This window comes from Neobacillus mesonae (assembly GCF_023715155.1).
Lineage (GTDB): Bacteria > Bacillota > Bacilli > Bacillales > Cytobacillaceae > Neobacillus > Neobacillus mesonae_A.
In genome coordinates this window covers 24,141-44,004 of the sequence record NZ_JAMBNQ010000040.1, presented here as the reverse complement: position 1 = coordinate 44,004, position 19,864 = coordinate 24,141, and the positions used below count along the sequence as shown (strand labels likewise).

The 19,864-nt window shown below is 40.4% G+C and carries 23 protein-coding genes and 1 rRNA gene; 23 read left to right on the top strand and 1 reads right to left on the bottom strand.

Annotated features, from left to right (window positions below; all coding sequences use genetic code 11):
* Positions 1 to 338: 338 nt before the first annotated feature.
* The 11 genes from rrf to rsmI all read left to right on the top strand — a co-directional run bounded on the left by rrf (position 339) and on the right by rsmI (position 8,092).
* Positions 339 to 454 (top strand): 5S ribosomal RNA (gene rrf / locus M3183_RS22370).
* Positions 455 to 614: 160 nt separating this feature from the next.
* Entirely contained in the window at positions 615 to 842 is a 228-nt protein-coding gene (locus M3183_RS22365) for a sigma factor G inhibitor Gin (RefSeq protein WP_251473144.1), read from the top strand.
* 268 nt (positions 843 to 1,110) lie between these two features.
* Positions 1,111 to 2,547 carry an aminotransferase class I/II-fold pyridoxal phosphate-dependent enzyme gene (locus tag M3183_RS22360; protein WP_251473142.1) on the top strand — a complete coding sequence of 479 codons (1,437 nt, stop codon included), beginning with the start codon at positions 1,111 to 1,113 and terminating at the stop codon, positions 2,545 to 2,547.
* Positions 2,548 to 2,576: 29 nt separating this feature from the next.
* Positions 2,577 to 3,188 (top strand): dTMP kinase, encoded by a 612-nt coding sequence (tmk, locus tag M3183_RS22355; protein ID WP_251473140.1) that lies wholly within the window; start codon positions 2,577 to 2,579, stop codon positions 3,186 to 3,188.
* Positions 3,189 to 3,316: 128 nt separating this feature from the next.
* Positions 3,317 to 3,646, top strand: coding sequence for a cyclic-di-AMP receptor (locus M3183_RS22350; RefSeq protein WP_251473137.1), 330 nt, complete (start codon positions 3,317 to 3,319; stop codon positions 3,644 to 3,646).
* A gap of 271 nt (positions 3,647 to 3,917) precedes the next feature.
* Positions 3,918 to 4,925, top strand: a complete 1,008-nt coding sequence (gene holB, locus M3183_RS22345; RefSeq protein WP_251473134.1) for a DNA polymerase III subunit delta' — start codon at positions 3,918 to 3,920, stop codon at positions 4,923 to 4,925.
* On the top strand, positions 4,918 to 5,745 hold the full coding sequence (locus M3183_RS22340; RefSeq protein ID WP_251473132.1) for a PSP1 domain-containing protein: 828 nt from the start codon (positions 4,918 to 4,920) through the stop codon (positions 5,743 to 5,745). Before holB ends, M3183_RS22340 begins: the two co-directional genes overlap by 8 nt.
* Before the next feature lie 13 nt (positions 5,746 to 5,758).
* The gene (yabA, locus tag M3183_RS22335) at positions 5,759 to 6,154 is read left to right on the top strand and encodes a DNA replication initiation control protein YabA (RefSeq protein WP_251473131.1); all 396 of its coding nucleotides are present in this window, start codon (positions 5,759 to 5,761) and stop codon (positions 6,152 to 6,154) included.
* Between the two features lie 64 nt (positions 6,155 to 6,218).
* Entirely contained in the window at positions 6,219 to 6,965 is a 747-nt protein-coding gene (locus M3183_RS22330; RefSeq protein ID WP_251473130.1) for a tRNA1(Val) (adenine(37)-N6)-methyltransferase, read from the top strand.
* The gene (locus M3183_RS22325; protein WP_251473154.1) at positions 6,955 to 7,239 is read left to right on the top strand and encodes a GIY-YIG nuclease family protein; all 285 of its coding nucleotides are present in this window, start codon (positions 6,955 to 6,957) and stop codon (positions 7,237 to 7,239) included. Before M3183_RS22330 ends, M3183_RS22325 begins: the two co-directional genes overlap by 11 nt.
* Positions 7,217 to 8,092: a 16S rRNA (cytidine(1402)-2'-O)-methyltransferase gene (gene rsmI, locus M3183_RS22320; protein WP_251473129.1), complete on the top strand. Its 876-nt coding sequence runs from the start codon at positions 7,217 to 7,219 to the stop codon at positions 8,090 to 8,092. The genes M3183_RS22325 and rsmI overlap by 23 nt, the downstream gene beginning before the upstream one ends.
* Before the next feature lie 91 nt (positions 8,093 to 8,183).
* Here the strand turns inward: rsmI and M3183_RS22315 are convergent, their stop codons facing one another.
* On the bottom strand, positions 8,184 to 8,468 hold the full coding sequence (locus M3183_RS22315; protein WP_251473128.1) for an AbrB/MazE/SpoVT family DNA-binding domain-containing protein: 285 nt from the start codon (positions 8,466 to 8,468) through the stop codon (positions 8,184 to 8,186).
* A 495-nt stretch (positions 8,469 to 8,963) separates the two neighbouring features.
* Between M3183_RS22315 and metG the strand changes: the two genes are divergently transcribed.
* The 12 genes from metG to spoVG all read left to right on the top strand — a co-directional run bounded on the left by metG (position 8,964) and on the right by spoVG (position 19,746).
* Positions 8,964 to 10,928 carry a methionine--tRNA ligase gene (metG, locus tag M3183_RS22310; RefSeq protein ID WP_251473127.1) on the top strand — a complete coding sequence of 655 codons (1,965 nt, stop codon included), beginning with the start codon at positions 8,964 to 8,966 and terminating at the stop codon, positions 10,926 to 10,928.
* A 239-nt stretch (positions 10,929 to 11,167) separates the two neighbouring features.
* Positions 11,168 to 11,935 (top strand): TatD family hydrolase, encoded by a 768-nt coding sequence (locus tag M3183_RS22305; protein WP_251473126.1) that lies wholly within the window; start codon positions 11,168 to 11,170, stop codon positions 11,933 to 11,935.
* 237 nt (positions 11,936 to 12,172) lie between these two features.
* Positions 12,173 to 13,351: a G5 and 3D domain-containing protein gene (locus tag M3183_RS22300; RefSeq protein ID WP_251473124.1), complete on the top strand. Its 1,179-nt coding sequence runs from the start codon at positions 12,173 to 12,175 to the stop codon at positions 13,349 to 13,351.
* 172 nt (positions 13,352 to 13,523) lie between these two features.
* Positions 13,524 to 14,087 carry a ribonuclease M5 gene (gene rnmV, locus M3183_RS22295; protein WP_251473122.1) on the top strand — a complete coding sequence of 188 codons (564 nt, stop codon included), beginning with the start codon at positions 13,524 to 13,526 and terminating at the stop codon, positions 14,085 to 14,087.
* Positions 14,080 to 14,958, top strand: coding sequence for a 16S rRNA (adenine(1518)-N(6)/adenine(1519)-N(6))-dimethyltransferase RsmA (gene rsmA / locus M3183_RS22290; RefSeq protein ID WP_251473120.1), 879 nt, complete (start codon positions 14,080 to 14,082; stop codon positions 14,956 to 14,958). Before rnmV ends, rsmA begins: the two co-directional genes overlap by 8 nt.
* 112 nt (positions 14,959 to 15,070) lie before the next feature.
* Entirely contained in the window at positions 15,071 to 15,952 is an 882-nt protein-coding gene (gene yabG / locus M3183_RS22285; protein WP_251473118.1) for a sporulation peptidase YabG, read from the top strand.
* Between the two features lie 255 nt (positions 15,953 to 16,207).
* Positions 16,208 to 16,471, top strand: a complete 264-nt coding sequence (gene veg / locus M3183_RS22280; protein ID WP_251473117.1) for a biofilm formation stimulator Veg — start codon at positions 16,208 to 16,210, stop codon at positions 16,469 to 16,471.
* A 133-nt stretch (positions 16,472 to 16,604) separates the two neighbouring features.
* Positions 16,605 to 16,787 carry a small, acid-soluble spore protein, alpha/beta type gene (locus M3183_RS22275; protein ID WP_251473116.1) on the top strand — a complete coding sequence of 61 codons (183 nt, stop codon included), beginning with the start codon at positions 16,605 to 16,607 and terminating at the stop codon, positions 16,785 to 16,787.
* 368 nt (positions 16,788 to 17,155) lie between these two features.
* Positions 17,156 to 18,025, top strand: a complete 870-nt coding sequence (gene ispE / locus M3183_RS22270; RefSeq protein WP_251473115.1) for a 4-(cytidine 5'-diphospho)-2-C-methyl-D-erythritol kinase — start codon at positions 17,156 to 17,158, stop codon at positions 18,023 to 18,025.
* A 56-nt stretch (positions 18,026 to 18,081) separates the two neighbouring features.
* A complete protein-coding gene (gene purR / locus M3183_RS22265; protein WP_251473114.1) occupies positions 18,082 to 18,900 on the top strand; it encodes a pur operon repressor in 819 nt (272 codons plus the stop codon).
* Between the two features lie 14 nt (positions 18,901 to 18,914).
* A complete protein-coding gene (gene ridA / locus M3183_RS22260) occupies positions 18,915 to 19,289 on the top strand; it encodes a 2-iminobutanoate/2-iminopropanoate deaminase (protein WP_251473112.1) in 375 nt (124 codons plus the stop codon).
* Positions 19,290 to 19,455: 166 nt separating this feature from the next.
* Positions 19,456 to 19,746 carry a septation regulator SpoVG gene (spoVG, locus tag M3183_RS22255; protein WP_003347151.1) on the top strand — a complete coding sequence of 97 codons (291 nt, stop codon included), beginning with the start codon at positions 19,456 to 19,458 and terminating at the stop codon, positions 19,744 to 19,746.
* The last annotated feature ends 118 nt before the right edge of the window (positions 19,747 to 19,864 follow it).

Below are 19,864 nucleotides of genomic sequence, written 5' to 3'. Positions count from 1 at the left end.
TCAACTTCGACAGACGTTGGAGGGCTGGCACTGCAAATCCTGGTTTTAGGATTTGAAGGGACGGACCGAAACGGCCGAGAAGTTAGGAGCCGCAGCTAGACAAATCGAAAAGCGGAAGCGTCCGGTTAGCAACGTATGGCCTGGAGGGCTTTGACTGAGATAAAGGAAACACGATGAGCGTAAGCGAATCGATGTTGACTTATCGCAGGGAAAAGACCGAAGGACACTAGTTGCTGGACGCTGGAGCTAGACAATAATTGATTAAAGCGAACTCGTTCTTAACATACTTCTTCTCTATTATCTAGTTTTGAGGGAATGAAACCTCAACAAATAAATAGTCCGGCGGTGATGGCGAGAAGGTCACACCCGTTTCCATACCGAACACGGAAGTTAAGCTTCTCAGCGCCGATGGTAGTTGGGGCCTTGCCCCTGTGAGAGTAGGACGTTGCCGGGCAAATAAAAAGACAATCTTAAAAGGTTGTCTTTTTTAATTTCCCAAAATTAATCCTTTATAGACATACACCTAAACGGGAAATGGAACATAAGATAATCATTGAGATAACCGAAAAGTGATGATTCTAAAAATTGTATACAAATTAATGTTATAGGCAAGAATGGGTGTATGGAGGTGGAGAACTTTGAGTTCAAATTTAGCACAGCATCAACTTATTGAAACATGTGTTATTTGTGAGAATCAAAAATCAAAAGGAATACATCTATACACTTCTTTTATTTGTTCAGACTGTGAACATGAACTAATTCAAACAGATACAAACGATCCAAAATATAAGCATTTTCTTAAACAATTAAAAAAGGTAAACACACCAGAAATTTTTTCTTAACAAAGTCCTATCACAGGGCTTTATTTTTTTAGGGAGGGTTTTGGTGTTTCCTATAGAATAGGTCTAAAAGACACAGCCGGATAAAAGAAAGCAATAGAATCCCATAGGAAACATCTATGTCTTGGAGCAAACCAAAACAAGGAAGCTGCTGAGGGGGGCCCTTATGAAAAGATGGAATTTATGATTGGTTATTATAAAAAATCTATAATAAGGCAGCTCTAATGTTTTTTTGTTAAAATAAACTGGATGCTAAAAAGGAAGTTATTTTATGAATGCACAATTAAGAATGCCTTTAATACAAGCTTTAATAAAGCATATAAAAGGAAATCCGATTTCTTTTCATGTTCCTGGACATAAATATGGACGTCTAATGAGTGAAGAGTTTCCCTTTTTCAAAAAGGCCCTTCAATTGGATGCCACAGAGCTTTCTGGTCTGGATGATTTGCATGCGCCTGAAGGGGCCATATTAGAAGCAGAAAGTCTATTGGCTGAACTATATCAGGCGGGAAAAAGCTATTTTCTTGTGAATGGTTCAACCGTAGGCAACCTTGCGATGACCATGGCCGCTTGTTCAGAAAATGATATCGTTCTGGTACAAAGAAATTGCCATAAATCCATTTTAAATGCCCTGCAGCTGTCCAAGGTTAATCCGGTTTTTTTAGAGCCGGATTATGACCCGGTATGGAAAACAGCATCCGGTGTGAGCAGGAATTCTGTGCGTAAAGCCATTCAATTATATCCTAAGGCGAAAGCGGTGATTGTGACTTATCCCAATTATTATGGCATGGTTTTCGATTTGTCTGGAATCATTGAGGAGGCTCATGAGCATCAAATTCCTGTTTTGGTGGACGAAGCTCACGGGGCGCATTTTATTATTGGCGGTCCCTTTCCAAAATCAGCCGTAACAATGGGAGCTGACATTGTTGTACAGTCAGCCCATAAGACTTTGCCGGCGATGACAATGGGATCATTTTTGCATTGGAATAGTTCTCTAGTGCCAAATGAAAAGCTGGAGCATTACCTAAAAATATTTCAATCCAGCAGTCCTTCTTATCTCATCATGGCTTCTTTGGATATTGCGAGGCATTATGCTGCAGGATATAGGAAACAGGATTTAGATTATTTATTAGAGAGAATTAAATCTTTTAAGAATCAGCTCATGAACATACCTGCAATTAAAGTTTTGGAATACCCTGAAGTGCAAGAAGGGGATTTTTTAAAAATAACGATTCAATCACGTTGCAGTCTTAACGGATTTGAACTGCAAAAGGAGTTAGAAGCAAGTACTATTTATACAGAACTGGCTGACCCGAATAATATTCTTCTGGTTCTGCCGTTATTAAAAAATGGACAGGCCTATCCATTAGAGGAAGCAGCAATGATTATAAAAAAGGTGACAACTGGGTACCCAATAAAAGAAAGAGACGAAGAATATCGTAATAGCGAGGAAGAGATATCCCGTCTTGCAATTGATTACCATCAGCTTTTAAGATTAAAAAAAGAGTACATAGGTATTGAACAGTCTGTCGGGAGAATCTGTGCAGAACAGGTGATTCCTTATCCGCCGGGAGTCCCATTGCTTCTACAGGGAGAACAAATTACAGATCGAAAGCTCCTTCAGCTAAAAAAGTTATTACATACAGGAGCAAGATTTCAAGGCGGGGCTTTATTAAAAGAAAGGCAAATACAAGTATTTAAAGTATAAAAGCGGAACAGGTTTGGAGGATTAAAAGAATGAAAAGTGGTACATTTATAACATTTGAGGGGCCTGATGGGGCAGGAAAGACGACCATCATTAATATGATAGCAGAACAGCTGGACAATTCACTATTAACAAGGGAGCCGGGAGGCATTGATATCGCAGAACAGATCCGTCAGGTGATTCTGGATAAAAACAATACAGCCATGGATGCACGGACTGAGGCATTACTATATGCAGCAGCACGGCGTCAGCACTTAATAGAAAAAGTAAAGCCGGCACTGGATAAAGGGAAGATTGTATTATGCGACCGTTTTGTTGACAGTTCACTTGCCTATCAGGGATATGCCAGGGGGCTGGGGATTGATGAGGTGTGGGCCATTAATCAATTCGCCATTGGGCAAATGATGCCAGATTTAACGATTTATTTTGATATTGAACCTGAATTAGGATTGCAGCGGATTAATAAAAATAAAGGAAGAGAGATCAATCGTTTGGACTTGGAGGACCTTGAGTTTCATCAAAAGGTAAGGGAAGGGTATACTGTCCTGCTCAGCCGTTTTTCAGACAGGATCGTGAAAATTGATGCATCTGCATCAGTAGAGGAAGTCTTTCAGAGGACCCTTCAAATTGTCAGGGAAAAATGATTAATTTAATAGCCTTCATTGAAAGGCTTTTTTTTATAGAGATATTTCTAAGAATGAAAGCCATATTATAAACTGTTATAATATAGGTAAAGGAAATAGAGCCGGGGAAAAAATGAAAGGGTGGTTTGATGAAATTAATTATCGCTATTGTTCAGGATCAGGATAGTAATCGTTTGTCTAAAGCTTTAGTTGAATATAACTTCCGTGCAACCAAACTTGCTACAACAGGCGGCTTTTTAAAATCTGGTAATACAACGTTTATGATTGGAACAGAGGATATACGTGTTGACCGCTGTCTTCAAATTATCAAGGATAATTGCAGTGCAAGAGAACAGCTTGTTTCACCGGTTTCTCCAATGGGCGGGAATGCAGATTCCTTTGTCCCATACCCGGTGGAAGTAGAAGTCGGCGGAGCTACAGTTTTCGTGCTTCCAATTGAACAGTTTTTACATTTTTAAAGAATTGGATTTGGATATTGGCCTTAATAGGTTGATTGGAGCGGAGGGCACGCAGAATTTTCGTGAGTTCTAACGCAATTCCCTCGCATGCAGCGGATTCAAGAATGTAATTCAATGTCGTGCAAGGAGCAAGGAGCAGGGGAGACCCCGGAGGTGCTAAGACGCCCATGAGGCCCCCTGTACCGCCTGCGTAAAACAAGGAATACAAAGTGTCTGTAACGCAAACTAACAGCCGGGTTTAGTAAGGCAAAAAATGAAGTGAGTGATTAGTATGGGGAAAACATGGGATCAGCTAGAAGAGCTGCAGCCAACGGTTTTAAGAATGTTAAAAAACAGCATAAGGAAAAACCGCGTCGCCCATGCCTATCTTTTTGAGGGCTTAAGGGGAACAGGTAAAAAAGATATAGGGCTCTTACTAACAAAGGCTCTCTTTTGTGAATCATTGATTGATGGCTATAAACCCTGCGAAACCTGTAATAATTGCCGCCGCATCAATAACGGAAACCATCCAGACGTTCACTTGGTTGAGCCCGATGGAGGATCCATTAAGGTGGATCAAATTAGACGCCTGCAGGCTGAATTTACCAAAAAGGGTGTCGAATCATCAAGGAAAGTCTACCTAATTGTACATGCCGATAAAATGAGCGTTAGTGCATCAAATAGCTTATTGAAATTTTTGGAGGAGCCAAGTGCCGGAACAGTTGCTTTTCTCTTAACAGAGCAGCCTCAGCGGATCTTGCCAACCATTCTCTCAAGATGCCAGGTCCTTACATTCCAGCCGCTTTCTCCAACCATCATGGTTAAGCAATTAATGGAAAACGGCGTGCCGCCGCAAAAAGCAGGTATTTTAGCCCAGCTGACAAATAACTTAGGTGATGCGCTGGAATTAAATGCTGATGAATGGTTTGCACAAGCCCAAAAAATAGTGGTAAAATTATATGAGGTATTGAACAAGAATCCATTTGAGGCAATGGTCGCGCTTCAAAGTGATTGGTTTCAACACTTTAAAGAAAAAGAGCAGATTCACCGTGGTCTAGATCTTTTACTTCTTATTTTTAAGGATTTACTATATATACAATTAGATAAAGAGGAGCAGATTGTTTTTAAGGAAGAAAGTGAACGGTTAAAGCAATTTGCCTTAAATACATCAGGACGGCGTCTTTCGAATCAAATGTCAGCAATCCTCGAAGCTAAAAGGAAGCTTGACGCGAATATGAATCCTCAGCTGATGATGGAACAGCTTGTGTTAAAAATTCAGGAGGGATCTTCATTTGTATGATGTTGTAGGAGTACGCTTTAAAAAGGCAGGGAAAATCTATTATTTTGATCCTGGAGACCTCCCAATTCAAAAGGATGACTTTGTCATCGTTGAAACCGTCCGTGGAGTGGAATATGGCAAAGCGGTCATTCCTCGTAAACAAGTAGAGGAGCACGATGTTGTCCTCCCATTAAAAAAGGTAGTTAGAATTGCGGATCAAAAGGACCGAATGATTGTCGATGAAAATAAACAGGCGGCCGAGGAAGCTTATGTATTATGTAATGAGAAAGTGAATGAGCATCAGCTTGATATGAAGCTCGTTGACGTTGAGTATACTTTTGACCGAAATAAAATTATTTTTTATTTTACTGCCGATGGAAGAGTAGACTTCCGTGAACTCGTCAAGGATTTAGCAGCCATTTTTCGGACAAGAATTGAACTTAGACAGATTGGGGTCCGTGATGAGGCAAAGATGCTGGGCGGGATAGGTCCATGCGGAAGAATGCTGTGCTGCTCCACCTTTTTAGGTGATTTTGACCCTGTGTCAATTAAAATGGCGAAGGATCAAAATTTATCGTTAAATCCTACTAAAATATCCGGTTTATGCGGCAGACTTATGTGCTGTTTAAAATATGAAAATGATGAATATGAATCGGCAAAAGAAGCATTGCCTGATTTAGGAGAAGTTATTGAAACCCCGAACGGTCCTGGAAAAGTAGTAGGACTGAATATATTGGAACGGGTTCTTCAAGTTGAATTAACAGAACAAGAACGAGTTCTTGAATATACTTTGGATGAAATTATTAAAGAAGGTGCCTTTTCTATACAATCCACAGATTAATGAGGTGGAAGACGTGGATAAGAAGGAAATATTCGAATCGGTAAGTAATATGGAAACACAAATTGGCCATCTATATCAGCAGCTGGGCGAATTAAAGCAGCACTTAGCTGAAATTTTGGAGGAAAATCATTATTTAAAGCTTGAAAATGAACATCTAAGACGTCGTTTAGATGTGATCACGGAGGCAGAAGAGAATCTGGCAGAAACAATCAAGGATGGAAAAGGTGCCGATGCAGCTGACGAGACCGATCATTCACCATCTAACGCGAAGCCATATGATATAGGGGAAGGGTATGATAACCTTGCACGGTTATATCATGAGGGATTTCATATATGCAATCTCCATTTTGGCAGCTTGCGTAAGGATGGAGACTGCCTGTTCTGTCTTTCCTTTCTAAATAAGAAATAATGTGAAGAGGCTGTTGTCAGCCTCTATTTTTATATACCTGAGCATGGAATAAAGGATGGTAATGATGGTTGAATTAAAGGACGATGAGCGCTTAGACTATTTATTAGCGGAAAATTTGCGAATCATCCAAAGCCCTTCTGTTTTTGCTTTTTCATTGGATGCAGTCTTGCTTGCAAGGTTTGTTTATGTTCCTATTCAAAAGGGCAATATCATTGACCTTTGCAGCGGAAACGGTGTGATTCCATTATTTTTAAGTGCAAGATCAAAGGGATATATAACGGGTGTGGAGATTCAGCCGCGGCTTTTCGATATGGCGGTAAGGAGTATTGAATATAACGGACTTGGCAGCCGCCTGCAAATGATTTTAGGAGATATAAAGGACATGCCAGAGGCTTTAGGCCATGGAAATTATGATGTAGTGACCTGTAATCCTCCCTACTTTGCTACCCCGCCAAAAAGTGAAATCAATCCGAATGAGCATCTCGCTATTGCCCGTCATGAAATATACTGCACATTGGAGGACGCAATCCAAACATCAAGTAAACTAGTCAGGCAGGGCGGGAAGGCAGCCTTTGTTCACCGGCCGGGCAGGTTAATTGAGATGATTACGCTAATGCGTCAATATCGGCTGGAACCAAAGCGAATCCAATTCGTCTACCCTAAGGAAGGGAAGAATGCCAATACATTGCTGATTGAGGCTATTAAAGACGGAAGCCCTGATTTAAAAATTGAAAAGCCGTTGATTGTTTATAATGAACAGAATGAATACACAAAGGAAATAAGAGAGATTTTATATGGATATGGAGAATAATCATTATTTTTATGTCCTTACTTGTGCAGATGGCAGTTTATATGGAGGATACACAAATAATTTGGAACGAAGAGTGAAGCTTCATAATGAAGGAAAAGGGGCAAAATATACACGCGGCAGAGGTCCGGTAACATTAACCTTCTCAAAAAGTTATGAAACAAAAACCGAAGCTATGAGAGCGGAGTATCAGTTTAAGCAATTATCACGTAAACAAAAGCTGGAGTATATTGTAAGAGAAACGGGTGAAGATTATGTGGCAGCAGAAAAGCTTTGAAAACGAGGAGCAAAAAGGGATTCTTTATCTGGTTCCTACACCCATTGGAAATCTGGAAGATATGAGTTATCGCGCGGTCAGAATATTAAAAGAAGCAGATTTAATTGCGGCAGAGGATACGAGAAACACAAAAAAGCTGCTGAATTATTTTGAGATTGAGACTAAGGTTGTCAGTTATCATGAGCATAATAAGGAGTCAAGCGGTGAAAAGCTGATTCAAAAGTTGAAAGACGGTCTGAAAATTGCCCAGGTCAGCGATGCCGGGATGCCGGCTATATCTGACCCTGGATATGAACTTGTGAAAAGTGCGATTGCAGAAAACATAACCGTTGTACCGCTTCCTGGTGCCAATGCAGCACTTACTTCGCTGATTGCCTCCGGGGTGTCCTGCCAGCCTTTCTACTTTTTTGGCTTTCTTAACCGGAATAAACATGAGAAATTGGAACAATTAGAAGGTCTAAAGCATCAGCAGGCAACATTGATTTTTTATGAATCACCCCACCGGCTGAAAGAAACACTCACTCTTATGGAACAAGTCTTTGGCAACAGGGAAATGGCTTTGTGCCGGGAGCTGACGAAAAAATTTGAGGAGTTTATAAGAGGAAGCCTAAATGAATTGCTTGATTGGGCAAATAAAAGTGAAATCCGTGGTGAGTTTTGCATAATTGTTGAAGGCTCTCAAGACCAAGCGGATGAAACAGAAAGCTGGTGGGCTGACTTAACGATTGGAGAGCATGTCAACCATTATATTTCCATTAAACACCAGAGCTCAAAGGATGCTATCAAGCAAACAGCAAAGGACCGTGGACTTCCTAAACGGGAAGTATACCAGGCATACCATATTGATGGGTAAGAAAAAAGCTTCGGATTCAATACGAATCCGAAGCTTTTTTTTATGACTAAGGAAGAAGAATAATAATAAATGATTGACTCTAAGGAAATTCTTATTTTGCTAATTCAAAATTGCTTTGAATCTCTTTTATTAATAATTCTGCGCCTTCACGGCTTAAAATTAACTTACCGCCAGCTAATGACAGGTTATCATCAGAAACTTCGCCAGTGATTGCACAAGTCATGTTTGGTTTGTATTTTTTCAAGATGATGCGATCATCGTCAACATAAATTTCAAGAGCATCTTTTTCAGCAATGCCAAGAGTACGTCTTAATTCAATCGGAATAACTACACGACCTAATTCATCAACCTTACGAACAATACCTGTAGATTTCATTGTTCTGGATCTCCTCTCGCTATTAAACTATGATTTTGTATCTTTATTAATTCGCCATTATTCGACAAATTTCTTGATGAATTTATAATACCAGCCTTTCCCATATTCGTCAATAATTTAATTTTGAAAAATAAGGGAAAAATATTTCCAATTTAAAAATGCTGGTGTATCAAGGGACTTTTGAATGATTATTCACTTTATATTATTTTTAATATTATTAAGTTGATAATATTAGATAATATAAACTTAAAGAAAATTCGACAAAAATTAACAAAAACAGCATTATGTTCAACTATACTCTTCGAATATGGTAAAATTTTTATGGGTGTAAAAGGAAATATTTTTTAAATTTTGGATGACAGCTTAAAAGCAGGGTTTCTTGCACAAAAGTCTATTTTTCGGTATATTTTGATGATAAGAATGAGAAAAAACAGGCAATACTTGTTAGATGGGGCAAGACGCTTTGCACTGTTCTTACCAGAGGAGGGAATTATAATGGAGGAAAAGTTAAAAACCTTTTATTTAACCACACCGATTTATTATCCGAGTGGAAATTTACATATTGGACATGCCTATACTACAGTTGCTGGTGATGCGATGGCACGTTATAAAAGAATGCGCGGCTATGATGTCATGTATTTAACAGGAACGGATGAGCATGGACAAAAAATTCAGCGGAAGGCAGAAGAAGCAGGGATAACGCCGCAGGAATATGTCGATGGAATTGTCAGTGGAATTAAAGAACTTTGGAACAAGCTTGATATTTCTTATGATGATTTTATCAGGACAACGGAGAACCGGCATAAAGAGGTTGTCGAAAAGATTTTTAAAAGATTCTTGGATCAAGGCGATATTTACCTGGATCAGTATGAGGGATGGTATTGTACACCATGTGAATCATTTTTTACTGATCATCAGGTGGTAAATGGTAATTGTCCTGACTGCGGCCGCCCGGTTGAAAGAGTAAAAGAAGAATCTTACTTTTTTAAGATGAGTAAATATGTAGATAAGCTGCTTGCTTTTTATGAGGAAAACCCTGAATTTATTCAGCCTGAATCCAGAAAGAACGAAATGATTAATAACTTCATTAAACCAGGACTTGAAGACCTTGCCGTTTCAAGGACAACATTTGACTGGGGGATAAAAGTGCCAGGCGACCCAAAACATGTCATTTATGTTTGGATTGACGCTCTTTCTAACTATATTACGGCACTTGGATATGGAACAGAGGATGATTCCAAGTATTTAAAATATTGGCCGGCAGATGTCCATTTGGTTGGAAAAGAGATTGTCCGCTTCCATACCATCTATTGGCCAATCATGCTGATGGCATTGGATCTTCCGCTGCCTAAGAAAGTATTTGCGCACGGCTGGCTGTTAATGAAGGATGGGAAAATGTCAAAATCTAAGGGGAATGTGGTTGATCCCGTTACATTAATTGACCGCTACGGCCTTGATGCCCTTCGCTATTATTTGTTAAGGGAAGTTCCATTTGGTGCTGACGGAGTATTTACTCCTGAAGGGTTTGTTGAAAGAATTAATTTCGATTTAGCCAATGATTTAGGAAATCTGTTAAATCGTACGGTGGCTATGATTGAAAAATACTTTGCCGGTGTAATTCCTGATTATGCGGGTTCAGTCGGTGAATTTGATGAATCCTTATTACAGGTAAACCAAGAAACGGTTGCAAAATATGAAGAGGCAATGGAAAAAATGGAATTTTCCGTAGCCCTGACAGCCATTTGGCAGCTAGTCAGCAGAACAAATAAATATATTGATGAAACACAGCCATGGATGTTGGCGAAAGATGAAGCAAAGAGAGAAGAACTGGCAAGTGTAATGGTCCATCTAGCAGAATCATTACGAAGGATGGCCATTCTTCTTAAACCATTCTTGACTAAAACCCCAGGCGGGATCTTTAAACAGCTTGGCCTTAACGACGAATCACTTCAAGCTTGGGAAACCCTTGAAAAATTTGGCGTGATTCCAAGCGGTATAAAGGTTCAAAAGGATGCTCCATTATTCCCAAGATTGGAAATTGCAGAAGAAGTGGAGTTTATTAAAGCAAAAATGCAAGGCGGTTCTGCAGAAGCCCCAGCTGTGGAGGAGAAAAAAGAAGAAAAACCTGAAGAACTGGCGGAAATTTCAATTGATGACTTTATGAAGATTGACCTTCGTGTGGCTGAAGTAGTGGAGGCAGAACCTGTGAAAAAGGCGGATAAGCTATTGAAGCTCCAGCTGGACCTTGGCTATGAAAAACGTCAGGTTGTTTCTGGTATTGCTCAATATTATAAACCGGAAGAATTAGTTGGCAGAAAGGTAATCTGCATTACCAACTTAAAACCAGTTAAACTTCGCGGTGAATTATCACAGGGAATGATTTTGGCAGGTTCGAAAGACGGACAGCTTTCCCTAGCAACAGTGGATCAATCATTGCCAAATGGGGCAAAAGTAAAATAATGAAAAAGGGGAAATGTTCCACGTGAAACAAATTTCGTGGAATTTCCCTTTTTTTATATAAGAATTTATACGTTTCGACTTTGAAAATTGTCCAGCAAGGGCAGCCCAGCCCCTCGAGCGTCACACGTCAATACGACAGGAATGGTTAAAGAGCAGCCATCCCGCTGCTCGTCTTGTGCTTATCGGGGCTGACCAAGGCGCTTACGCTTTTCTAAATTAGACAAGGAGTATGAAGAAATATGTTATTTGATACACATGTCCATTTAAATGATGAGCAATATAACGAGGATTTGGAAGATGTCATTTTACGGGCCCAGAATGAAGGAGTCACAAACATGGTCGTCGTCGGATTTGATCAGCCGACCATTAAAAGGGCCATGGAGCTAGTTGATAAATATGACTTTATCTATGCCTCCATTGGCTGGCATCCGGTAGATGCGATTGATATGACAGAGGGGGACTTAAAGTGGATTGAGGAATTATCTTCTCATCCAAAGGTAGTAGCTCTCGGAGAAATGGGTCTGGACTATCATTGGGATAAGTCACCGAAGGAAGTACAAAAGGAAGTATTCCGGAAACAGATCCGCCTTGCAAAGAAAGTGAAGCTTCCAATTGTTATCCATAACCGTGAAGCGACCTCAGATATTATCGAAATTCTTAAAGAAGAAGGGGCAGAGGAAGTAGGGGGCATAATGCATTGTTTTAGCGGCAGTCCTGAGACAGCAATAGAATGTATGAAGATGAACTTTTACATCTCACTGGGCGGACCCGTTACGTTTAAGAATGCTAAGAAGCCTAAAGAAGTAGCGGCCGAGGTTCCGCTGGACAAGTTACTAATTGAAACGGATTGTCCCTATTTAGCTCCCCACCCATTCCGCGGGAAACGGAATGAACCCGCTTATGTCAAACTGGTGGCCGAGCAAATTGCCGAAATAAAAGGTATGACTGTCGAAGAGATTGGGGAAGCAACGACACGAAATGCAAAAAAATTATTCGCCATAAAATGATAAGGAATATTGTCGAAAGTGTAAGAAGCTTGTCCTAAAATTTTTAAAAAACAAAAAGTTCTACACGTCTTCTTTTCCACATAGGATAACCATGTCGATAAGTTTACCTTTGCAATGTTTGGAATATTGTGCATAATAAGTTATACGTTCACAGGGCATGCAAAGGTTGACAGTCGACCGTTTAAATCTAAATTTCTCCCCAAGGAAAAGGAGGCGTTTTTCATCGTATTCAAAAACATGAAAAGCCTGTTTTCCAAGTCTTTGAGCGGGAAGAATGCGGCCATTGCGTTTACTAGTTTCATAGTATTGTTGACAGCCTTAGGAGTTTTCTTTTTTGAAGGATCAAAGAAAACGGTTGCCATCACCTTAAATGGTGAAGAAAGGGTTGTAAAAACACATGCAGCAACTGTTAAGGAATTGTTGGATGAACTTGATGTAGCCGCGGACTCAAAAGACTACTTGCATCCGAAAGCTAATAATAAGGTGACTGATCACCTTGAAGTGGTTTGGGAGCAAGCGAAACAGGTAACGATTGTCAAGGACAACGAGAAGAAAACGATATGGACGACAGCTGATTCTGTAGCTGAACTGCTGAAAGAACAGAACATTGTATTGAATGAGCATGACAAAATCACACCTGAGCTTAGCACAGCCATCCAGAGTAAGATGAACATTGGCATACATAAAGCCTTTCGTCTTAGCCTTGTTGACGGCGGTAAAAGCCAAGAAGTATGGTCAACTTCGACTACGGTCGCTGACTTTTTAACACAACAGGGAATTAAATTGACAAAATTAGACCGGGTTGAACCGTCGTTAAATGACACCATTAAAAAAAGTGGTAAAGTTAACGTCATTCGCGTCGAAAAGGTCACCGATGTAGTGGAAGAACCTGTTGACTTTGCAGTGATTACCAAAAAGGATGATAAGCTGCCAAAGGGAAAGGAAAGGACCTTAACCTCAGGTAAACGCGGGCTTGTATCCAAACAGTACGAAGTAACTTTGGAAAATGGCAAAGAAGTTTCAAGAAAATTAATGAGTGAACAAACTGTTCAAGAGAAAAAAGATAAGGTGGTAGCTGTCGGAACAAAGGAAACGGAGCTTCAAGTTTCCCGAGGTGAAGAAACAGGAACAGAATATTATGTTACTGCAACAGCCTATACGGCATATTGTAACGGCTGTTCCGGAAGGACAGCAACCGGCTTTAATCTTCGAGCCAATCCGAATGCTAAAATCATTGCAGTCGATCCAAGTGTTATTCCGCTCGGAACCAAGGTGTATGTTGAAGGATATGGATATGCTGTTGCAGCCGATACCGGCGGAGCAATTAAAGGGCATAAGATTGATTTATACATGTCATCCAAGTCTGACGCCTATCGCTGGGGACGAAAGAAAGTAAAAATAAAAATTTTACAGTAGTTTTTTCTTGTAATGCAGAGGTCCCGCCGGCCTCTGCATTTTGCTTTTTTGGTAAACTTAATTATACTTTATTGTATGAATGGTTTCACTAATATAGACGATGGACATTACAAAAATGTTTCAGTTTTTTTTCAATTTTTTTATTTACTTAACAAGGGGATTTGAAGGATTTATGAAAATTCAAGAAATCATTGTCGTTGAGGGCAAGGATGACACAACGGCAATTAACAGGGCTGTAGAGGCTGATACAATTGAAACAAACGGTTCAGCCGTGAATCAGATCGTAATTGAAAAGGTGAGACGTGCACAGGAAACAAGAGGGGTTATCATTTTTACTGACCCGGATTATCCTGGTGAAAAAATAAGAAAAACAATTGCTGCACAGGTTTCAGGCTGTAAGCATGCCTTTTTGCCGAAGGAAGAAGCTATTGCTAAAAGTGGAAAAGGTGTCGGGGTCGAACATGCAAGCCCTGAGGCCATTAAAGAAGCCTTAAAGGATGCCCAAATTATGCGGAAAGAAATTGTAGAGGAAATTACCCAGGATGATTTAATTACCGCTGGTTTAATCGGCGGACAAGGCGCGAAGGAGCGGAGAATCCACTTAGGAAAACTATTGAAAATCGGTTATACAAACGGGAAACAGCTTCACAAACGCTTAATGATGTTTCAAATTAGCAGGCAGGAGTTTGCCGAGGCACTCGTGACCATTCGTCAGGAGGAACGAAAAGATGGATAAAGATATTGCAACCCCTGTGAGAACAAGGGCAATCCTGGAAAGGTACGGTTTTTCTTTTAAGAAAAGCCTTGGACAAAACTTTTTAATTGATACGAATATCTTAAAAAAGATTGTCAGCTTTGCCGGGTTAACAGAAGAATCCGGAGCGATTGAAATTGGACCGGGAATAGGGGCCCTTACAGAACAGCTGGCCCGGACAAGCGGCAAGGTTGTAGCCTTTGAAATTGACCAGCGGCTATTACCCATTTTGGCAGATACGTTAGCACCTTATGATAATGTAAAAGTTATCCATAATGATGTCTTAAAAGCGGATGTAATGGGCGTGATGGAAGAAGAATTTCCAGATACAAAGGATGTTATGGTGGTTGCAAACCTGCCTTATTACGTGACAACGCCGATCATTATGCGACTTCTGGAGGAACAGCTGCCGATTCGCGGTATTGTCTGCATGCTGCAAAAAGAGGTGGCAGATAGAATTTCAGCGGCGCCGGGGTCAAAGGATTACGGCTCTCTTTCCATTGCTGTTCAGTACTATACTAAAGCGGAGACGGTTATGATTGTCCCAAAAACAGTCTTTGTCCCGCAGCCAAATGTTGATTCAGCTGTCATAAGACTGACCAGAAGAGAGAACCCGGCCGTCAACGTTAAAGATGAGCACTTCTTCTTTCAAGTGACAAAAGCAAGCTTTGCCCAGCGGAGAAAGACATTGCTTAATAATTTAACAAGCCAGCTTCCCGACGGCAAACAAAAGAAGGCGGAAATCATCAAGGCATTAGAAACAAGCGGAGTGGATCCGGCCAGAAGAGGGGAGACTCTTTCCCTTGAGGAATTTGCCCGCTTAAGCAATGAATTATATTCGCATTTTCACTAGACCCTGTGTATCGAGGGTCTATTTTTTTTCACATGGACGTCTTCCATTGCATAGCCTATGTAAGAAACCTTATTCAAGGCCTTATTTGCTGGTCTAATTTGGAGTGACGGCAATGGATATAAAAGTAAATGATATTGTCGGCAGACGTTCCTATAACTGTGATCTTCTCTTTCGTGTAATTGATTTACAAACGGTTAACGGACAGAAGACTGCCATTCTTTACGGAGAGGATTTCCGCTTGTGTGCCGATGCGCCCTTTGATGATTTAATGATTATGAATCAGAATGAAAGGCAAAAGCTCACACAAGAATACAGGACACTTGAAGAGCAGTCATTAAGGCTCTTTACCCAGGATGTCGATTTATTGAGGGAGAGGCAGGAGTATGAGGCGACTAACGGTTATGTGAAGCCAAGCAGTTATTTTCAAATACCTGGAAAGGTGCTTCATTTGGACGGAGACCCTGCTTATTTAAAAAAATGTATGGATTTATATGAAAAAGTCGGTGTCCCCGTTGTAGGCATTCATTGTAACGAAAAAGAAATGCCGGCCAAAATCGGCGGCTTAATTGATTATTATCGGCCGGATATTATCGTCATTACCGGTCATGATGCATACTCGAAAGCTAAAGGAAAGATAACAGATATTAATGCCTACCGCCATTCGAAACATTTTGTACAAACGGTCAAGGAAGCACGAAAAAAAGTCCCGCATTTAGATCAATTAGTTATTTTCGCCGGCGCCTGTCAATCTCACTTTGAATCTCTTATTCACGCAGGAGCAAACTATGCGAGCTCCCCGTCTAGAATTAATATTCATGCACTGGACCCGGTGTATATAGTGGCAAAAATAAGCTTTACTCCATTTATGGAAAGGATCAATGTTTGGGATGTCTTACGAAATACGCTTTCAGGAGAGAAGGGGCTGGGAGGAATCGAAACCAGGGGTGTATTAAGAACAGGAATGCCATATAACCCTGTACAGGAGGAAGAATAATTCAGGCAGAAAAAGGCGGAGTCGTCCGAAGGAGTAAAATCAAAAGCAGGCATACCGCCTTTTTTTCTGCTGGTTTTAATTTTTCAAGGATACATAATCCGTTGTGTCTAAGGTTATCCTAATAAATGTTGAATTTTGGTACTAAAAGTAGAATAAAAAATATTGACAAAGTTTTTGTCGGACTGATATAATTTATACTTTTGTTTGACAGGATTGTGTCAGTGTGTTATACTTTACATTAGTGAGGTGGACCGAATGACTAAAACCTTAGCGGATATCAAAAAAGCCCTGGATTCCAATTTAGGGAAAAGATTATTGCTAAAGGCAAATGGAGGACGTCGGAAAACAATCGAACGTTCAGGTGTACTTGCCGAAACTTACCCTTCTGTTTTTGTGATTGAACTGGATCAGGAGGAAAATGCTTTTGAACGAGTTTCCTACAGCTATGCTGATGTGTTAACGGAAACAGTCCAAATTACCTTCTACGAAGATGCATCAGGACAAATAGTGTTAAGCTAGAATATAATAGCAATTGATGGCGGTAAACAGAGTGTTTACTGCTTTTTGCTGTTTTTAGGGATTTTTTGGATATAATGAAACCGGCTTATTATCCCAATACTAACCATACTGTGGTAAGGAAGGGGTTGTTTAAGTGGGCAGAAGAAGAGGCATTATGTCCGAACGGTTTAAAGAAGAGATTGCAAAAGACCTAGGCTTCTATGAAGTTGTCCAAAAAGAGGGCTGGGGCGGCATCCGTGCCAGAGATGCAGGGAATATGGTGAAACGTGCGATAGAACTTGCAGAACAGCAAATAGCAGGCCGGGACCCTCAATAATCTGAAATTACTTTGGCCTTTCAATAAACAAACAATATAATTACCACAGGCTTGGCCGGGGATGTATTCCCGGTCTTTATTTTTGCAAAAAGACGGAAAGTGAATCTTTTTCCCGGGGAAAACTAATGATAAAATATTATTTTTACAGAATATCATCAATCTCACGTCTTACATTGTCCTTTTTGTGGTAAAATAGGACAAAAAATGAAACGAATAGAAAAGCGCAAGCGCCTCGGTCGGCCCCGGCAATCATAAGATGAGCATAAAAAAAAGAACAGGCTGTTTATTGACTTTGGAACGGATATCCAGCGGCCTTTAGGGGGAAAGGTGCTTCGCGGCTTGACAATTTTTAAAGTAGGTGGACAAGCGTGAAGCTTTTAGTCAAAGCTCCGGCTAAAATAAATTTAGCATTAGATGTTTTACATAAACGGCCTGATGGGTATCATGAGGTTGAAATGATTATGACGACGATCGATTTAGCTGATCGTGTGGAATTGTCATTATTAAATCAAGATAAAATACATATTCTTTCCCATAATCGGTATGTTCCTGATGACCAGCGTAATTTAGCCTACCAAGCAGCACAGCTTCTAAAGGACCGTTTTCAGGTTCCAAAAGGGGTGGTTATTTCAATCGAAAAGACAATCCCGGTTGCCGCAGGACTTGCAGGAGGAAGCAGTGATGCAGCAGCAACCTTAAGGGGCTTGAATAAATTGTGGAATCTGGGACTATCGCTTGATGAACTGGCAGAACTCGGAAGTGAAATCGGTTCGGATGTATCGTTTTGCGTATACGGCGGTACAGCTGTAGCAAAAGGAAGAGGGGAATTTATTACAGAGCTTCCGGCTCCCCCGACATGCTGGGTTATCCTAGCAAAACCATTTATAGGTGTGTCTACTGCTGAAGTCTATCGCAGGCTGAATATAAGCGGAACGGATCATCCGAATATTGGTGAGATGATTAATGCGATTAACAGTCATGATTATACAAAGGTATGCCAAAATGTCGGAAATGTGTTGGAAGATGTAACTTTAAACCTTCATCCGGAAGTGGCTCAAATAAAGGAGCAAATGAAGCGGTTTGGTGCTGATGCTGTCCTCATGAGCGGAAGCGGCCCGACGGTTTTCGGCTTGGTGCAGCATGATTCAAGAATGCACAGGATTTATAACGGATTAAGAGGGTTTTGTGACCAAGTTTTTGCCGTAAGGATGCTCGGGGAAAGACATAAACTTGATTAAAGACGCACATTAATAGTATTCTTTAATTAGAATATACGGTTTTTTGGGGGATTGTTATGAAATTTCGCCGCAGTGAACGTTTGATTGATATGACAAATTATTTACTAGACCATCCGCGTCAATTAGTGCCGCTCACGTTTTTTGCAGAGCGCTATTCATCTGCCAAGTCTTCCATCAGCGAGGATTTAGCCATTGTGAAAGAGACCTTTGAACAAAGAGGAATTGGCACATTGCAAACCGTTCCAGGTGCAGCTGGCGGGGTTAAATTTTTCGTAAAGGTCAGCATGGAGGAAGCCAAGCCTTTTGTAAAAGAACTTTGCGAACTAATTGCAGACCCGGAACGGCTGCTGCCGGGCGGGTATTTGTATATGACAGATATTTTGGGCAATCCTCAGATTGTTCAAAAAGCCGGCAGGATTATTGCATCTGCTTATGCGGAAACAAAGATTGACCTGGTTATGACAATCGCCACCAAAGGAATACCGCTCGCTTATGCCGTAGCAAGTCAGTTAAATGTTCCGGTTGTCATGGTTAGAAGAGACAGTAAAGTAACAGAGGGACCGACCGTGAGCATTAATTACGTATCTGGGTCAGCTAAGAGAATACAAACAATGGTTCTTTCCAAGCGAAGCATGAAACAGGATTCCAATGTATTAATTGTCGATGATTTTATGAAAGCCGGCGGTACTGTGATTGGAATGATCAGTATGCTTGAGGAATTTAATGCCCACGTAGCTGGAATTGCTGTTTTGGTCGAATCAGAAAAAGCCAAAGAACGTTTAGTAGATGATTATTTGTCACTGGTAAAATTGTCTGATGTCGACGTAAAAGATAGAAAGATAAATGTACATGAGGGAAACTATTTTACAAAATAGGGGGAAAACAAAAAATGAAAGCTATTCAAACCAATCAAGCACCAGCAGCTATTGGCCCATATTCACAAGGGATTATTGCAGGTAATATGTTCTACAGCTCAGGTCAAATTCCGTTAACGCCAGAAGGCACTTTAGTGGAGGGCGGCATTAAAGAGCAGACACACCAAGTATTCCAAAATTTAAAGGCTTTATTGGAAGAAGCAGGGGCATCTTTAGAAACAGTCGTGAAAGCAACCGTTTTTATTAAAAACATGGATGAATTTGCTGACGTCAATGAGGTGTATGGCCAATATTTTTCAGCACATAAGCCTGCAAGATCTTGTGTGGAAGTTGCCCGTCTGCCAAAAGATGTATTAGTAGAGATTGAAGTCATTGCTTTGATTCAATAATTGTCAGGCACATTACTTACTGCTTTTCCTAAATTTCTTTATTTTTTGTGAAAATTCGTTATTTTATACTTATTTTTCAAAAAAAATAAAAAATAAAGAAGGAATCGGACTGGTTTTGTTGAATTATTAAACTAGCTTGTTATCATTAGGAAAAGGGTGTGAGCACATGGAAGTAACTGACGTTAGACTACGCCGCGTTAACACTGATGGACGTATGCGGGCGATTGCTTCAATCACTTTAGATAATGAATTCGTTGTCCACGACATCCGTGTTATCGATGGAAACAATGGTTTGTTTGTCGCAATGCCAAGTAAGCGTACTCCTGATGGGGAATTCCGCGATATCGCGCATCCAATTAATTCAGGAACACGCGGAAAAATCCAAGAAGCTGTTTTGGCTGAATACCACCGTCTTGGTGAATTAGAAGTAGAATTTGAAGAAGCCGGAGCTTCCTGAAGATATGAACAACTAGGGCCTTTCTTCGTAGGAGGCTCTTTTTATTGTGAAAAAAGCCCTCTCTAAAAAACCACAAATATAGTTCCCTAAACACATGCACAAAATTCACTCTTTACTG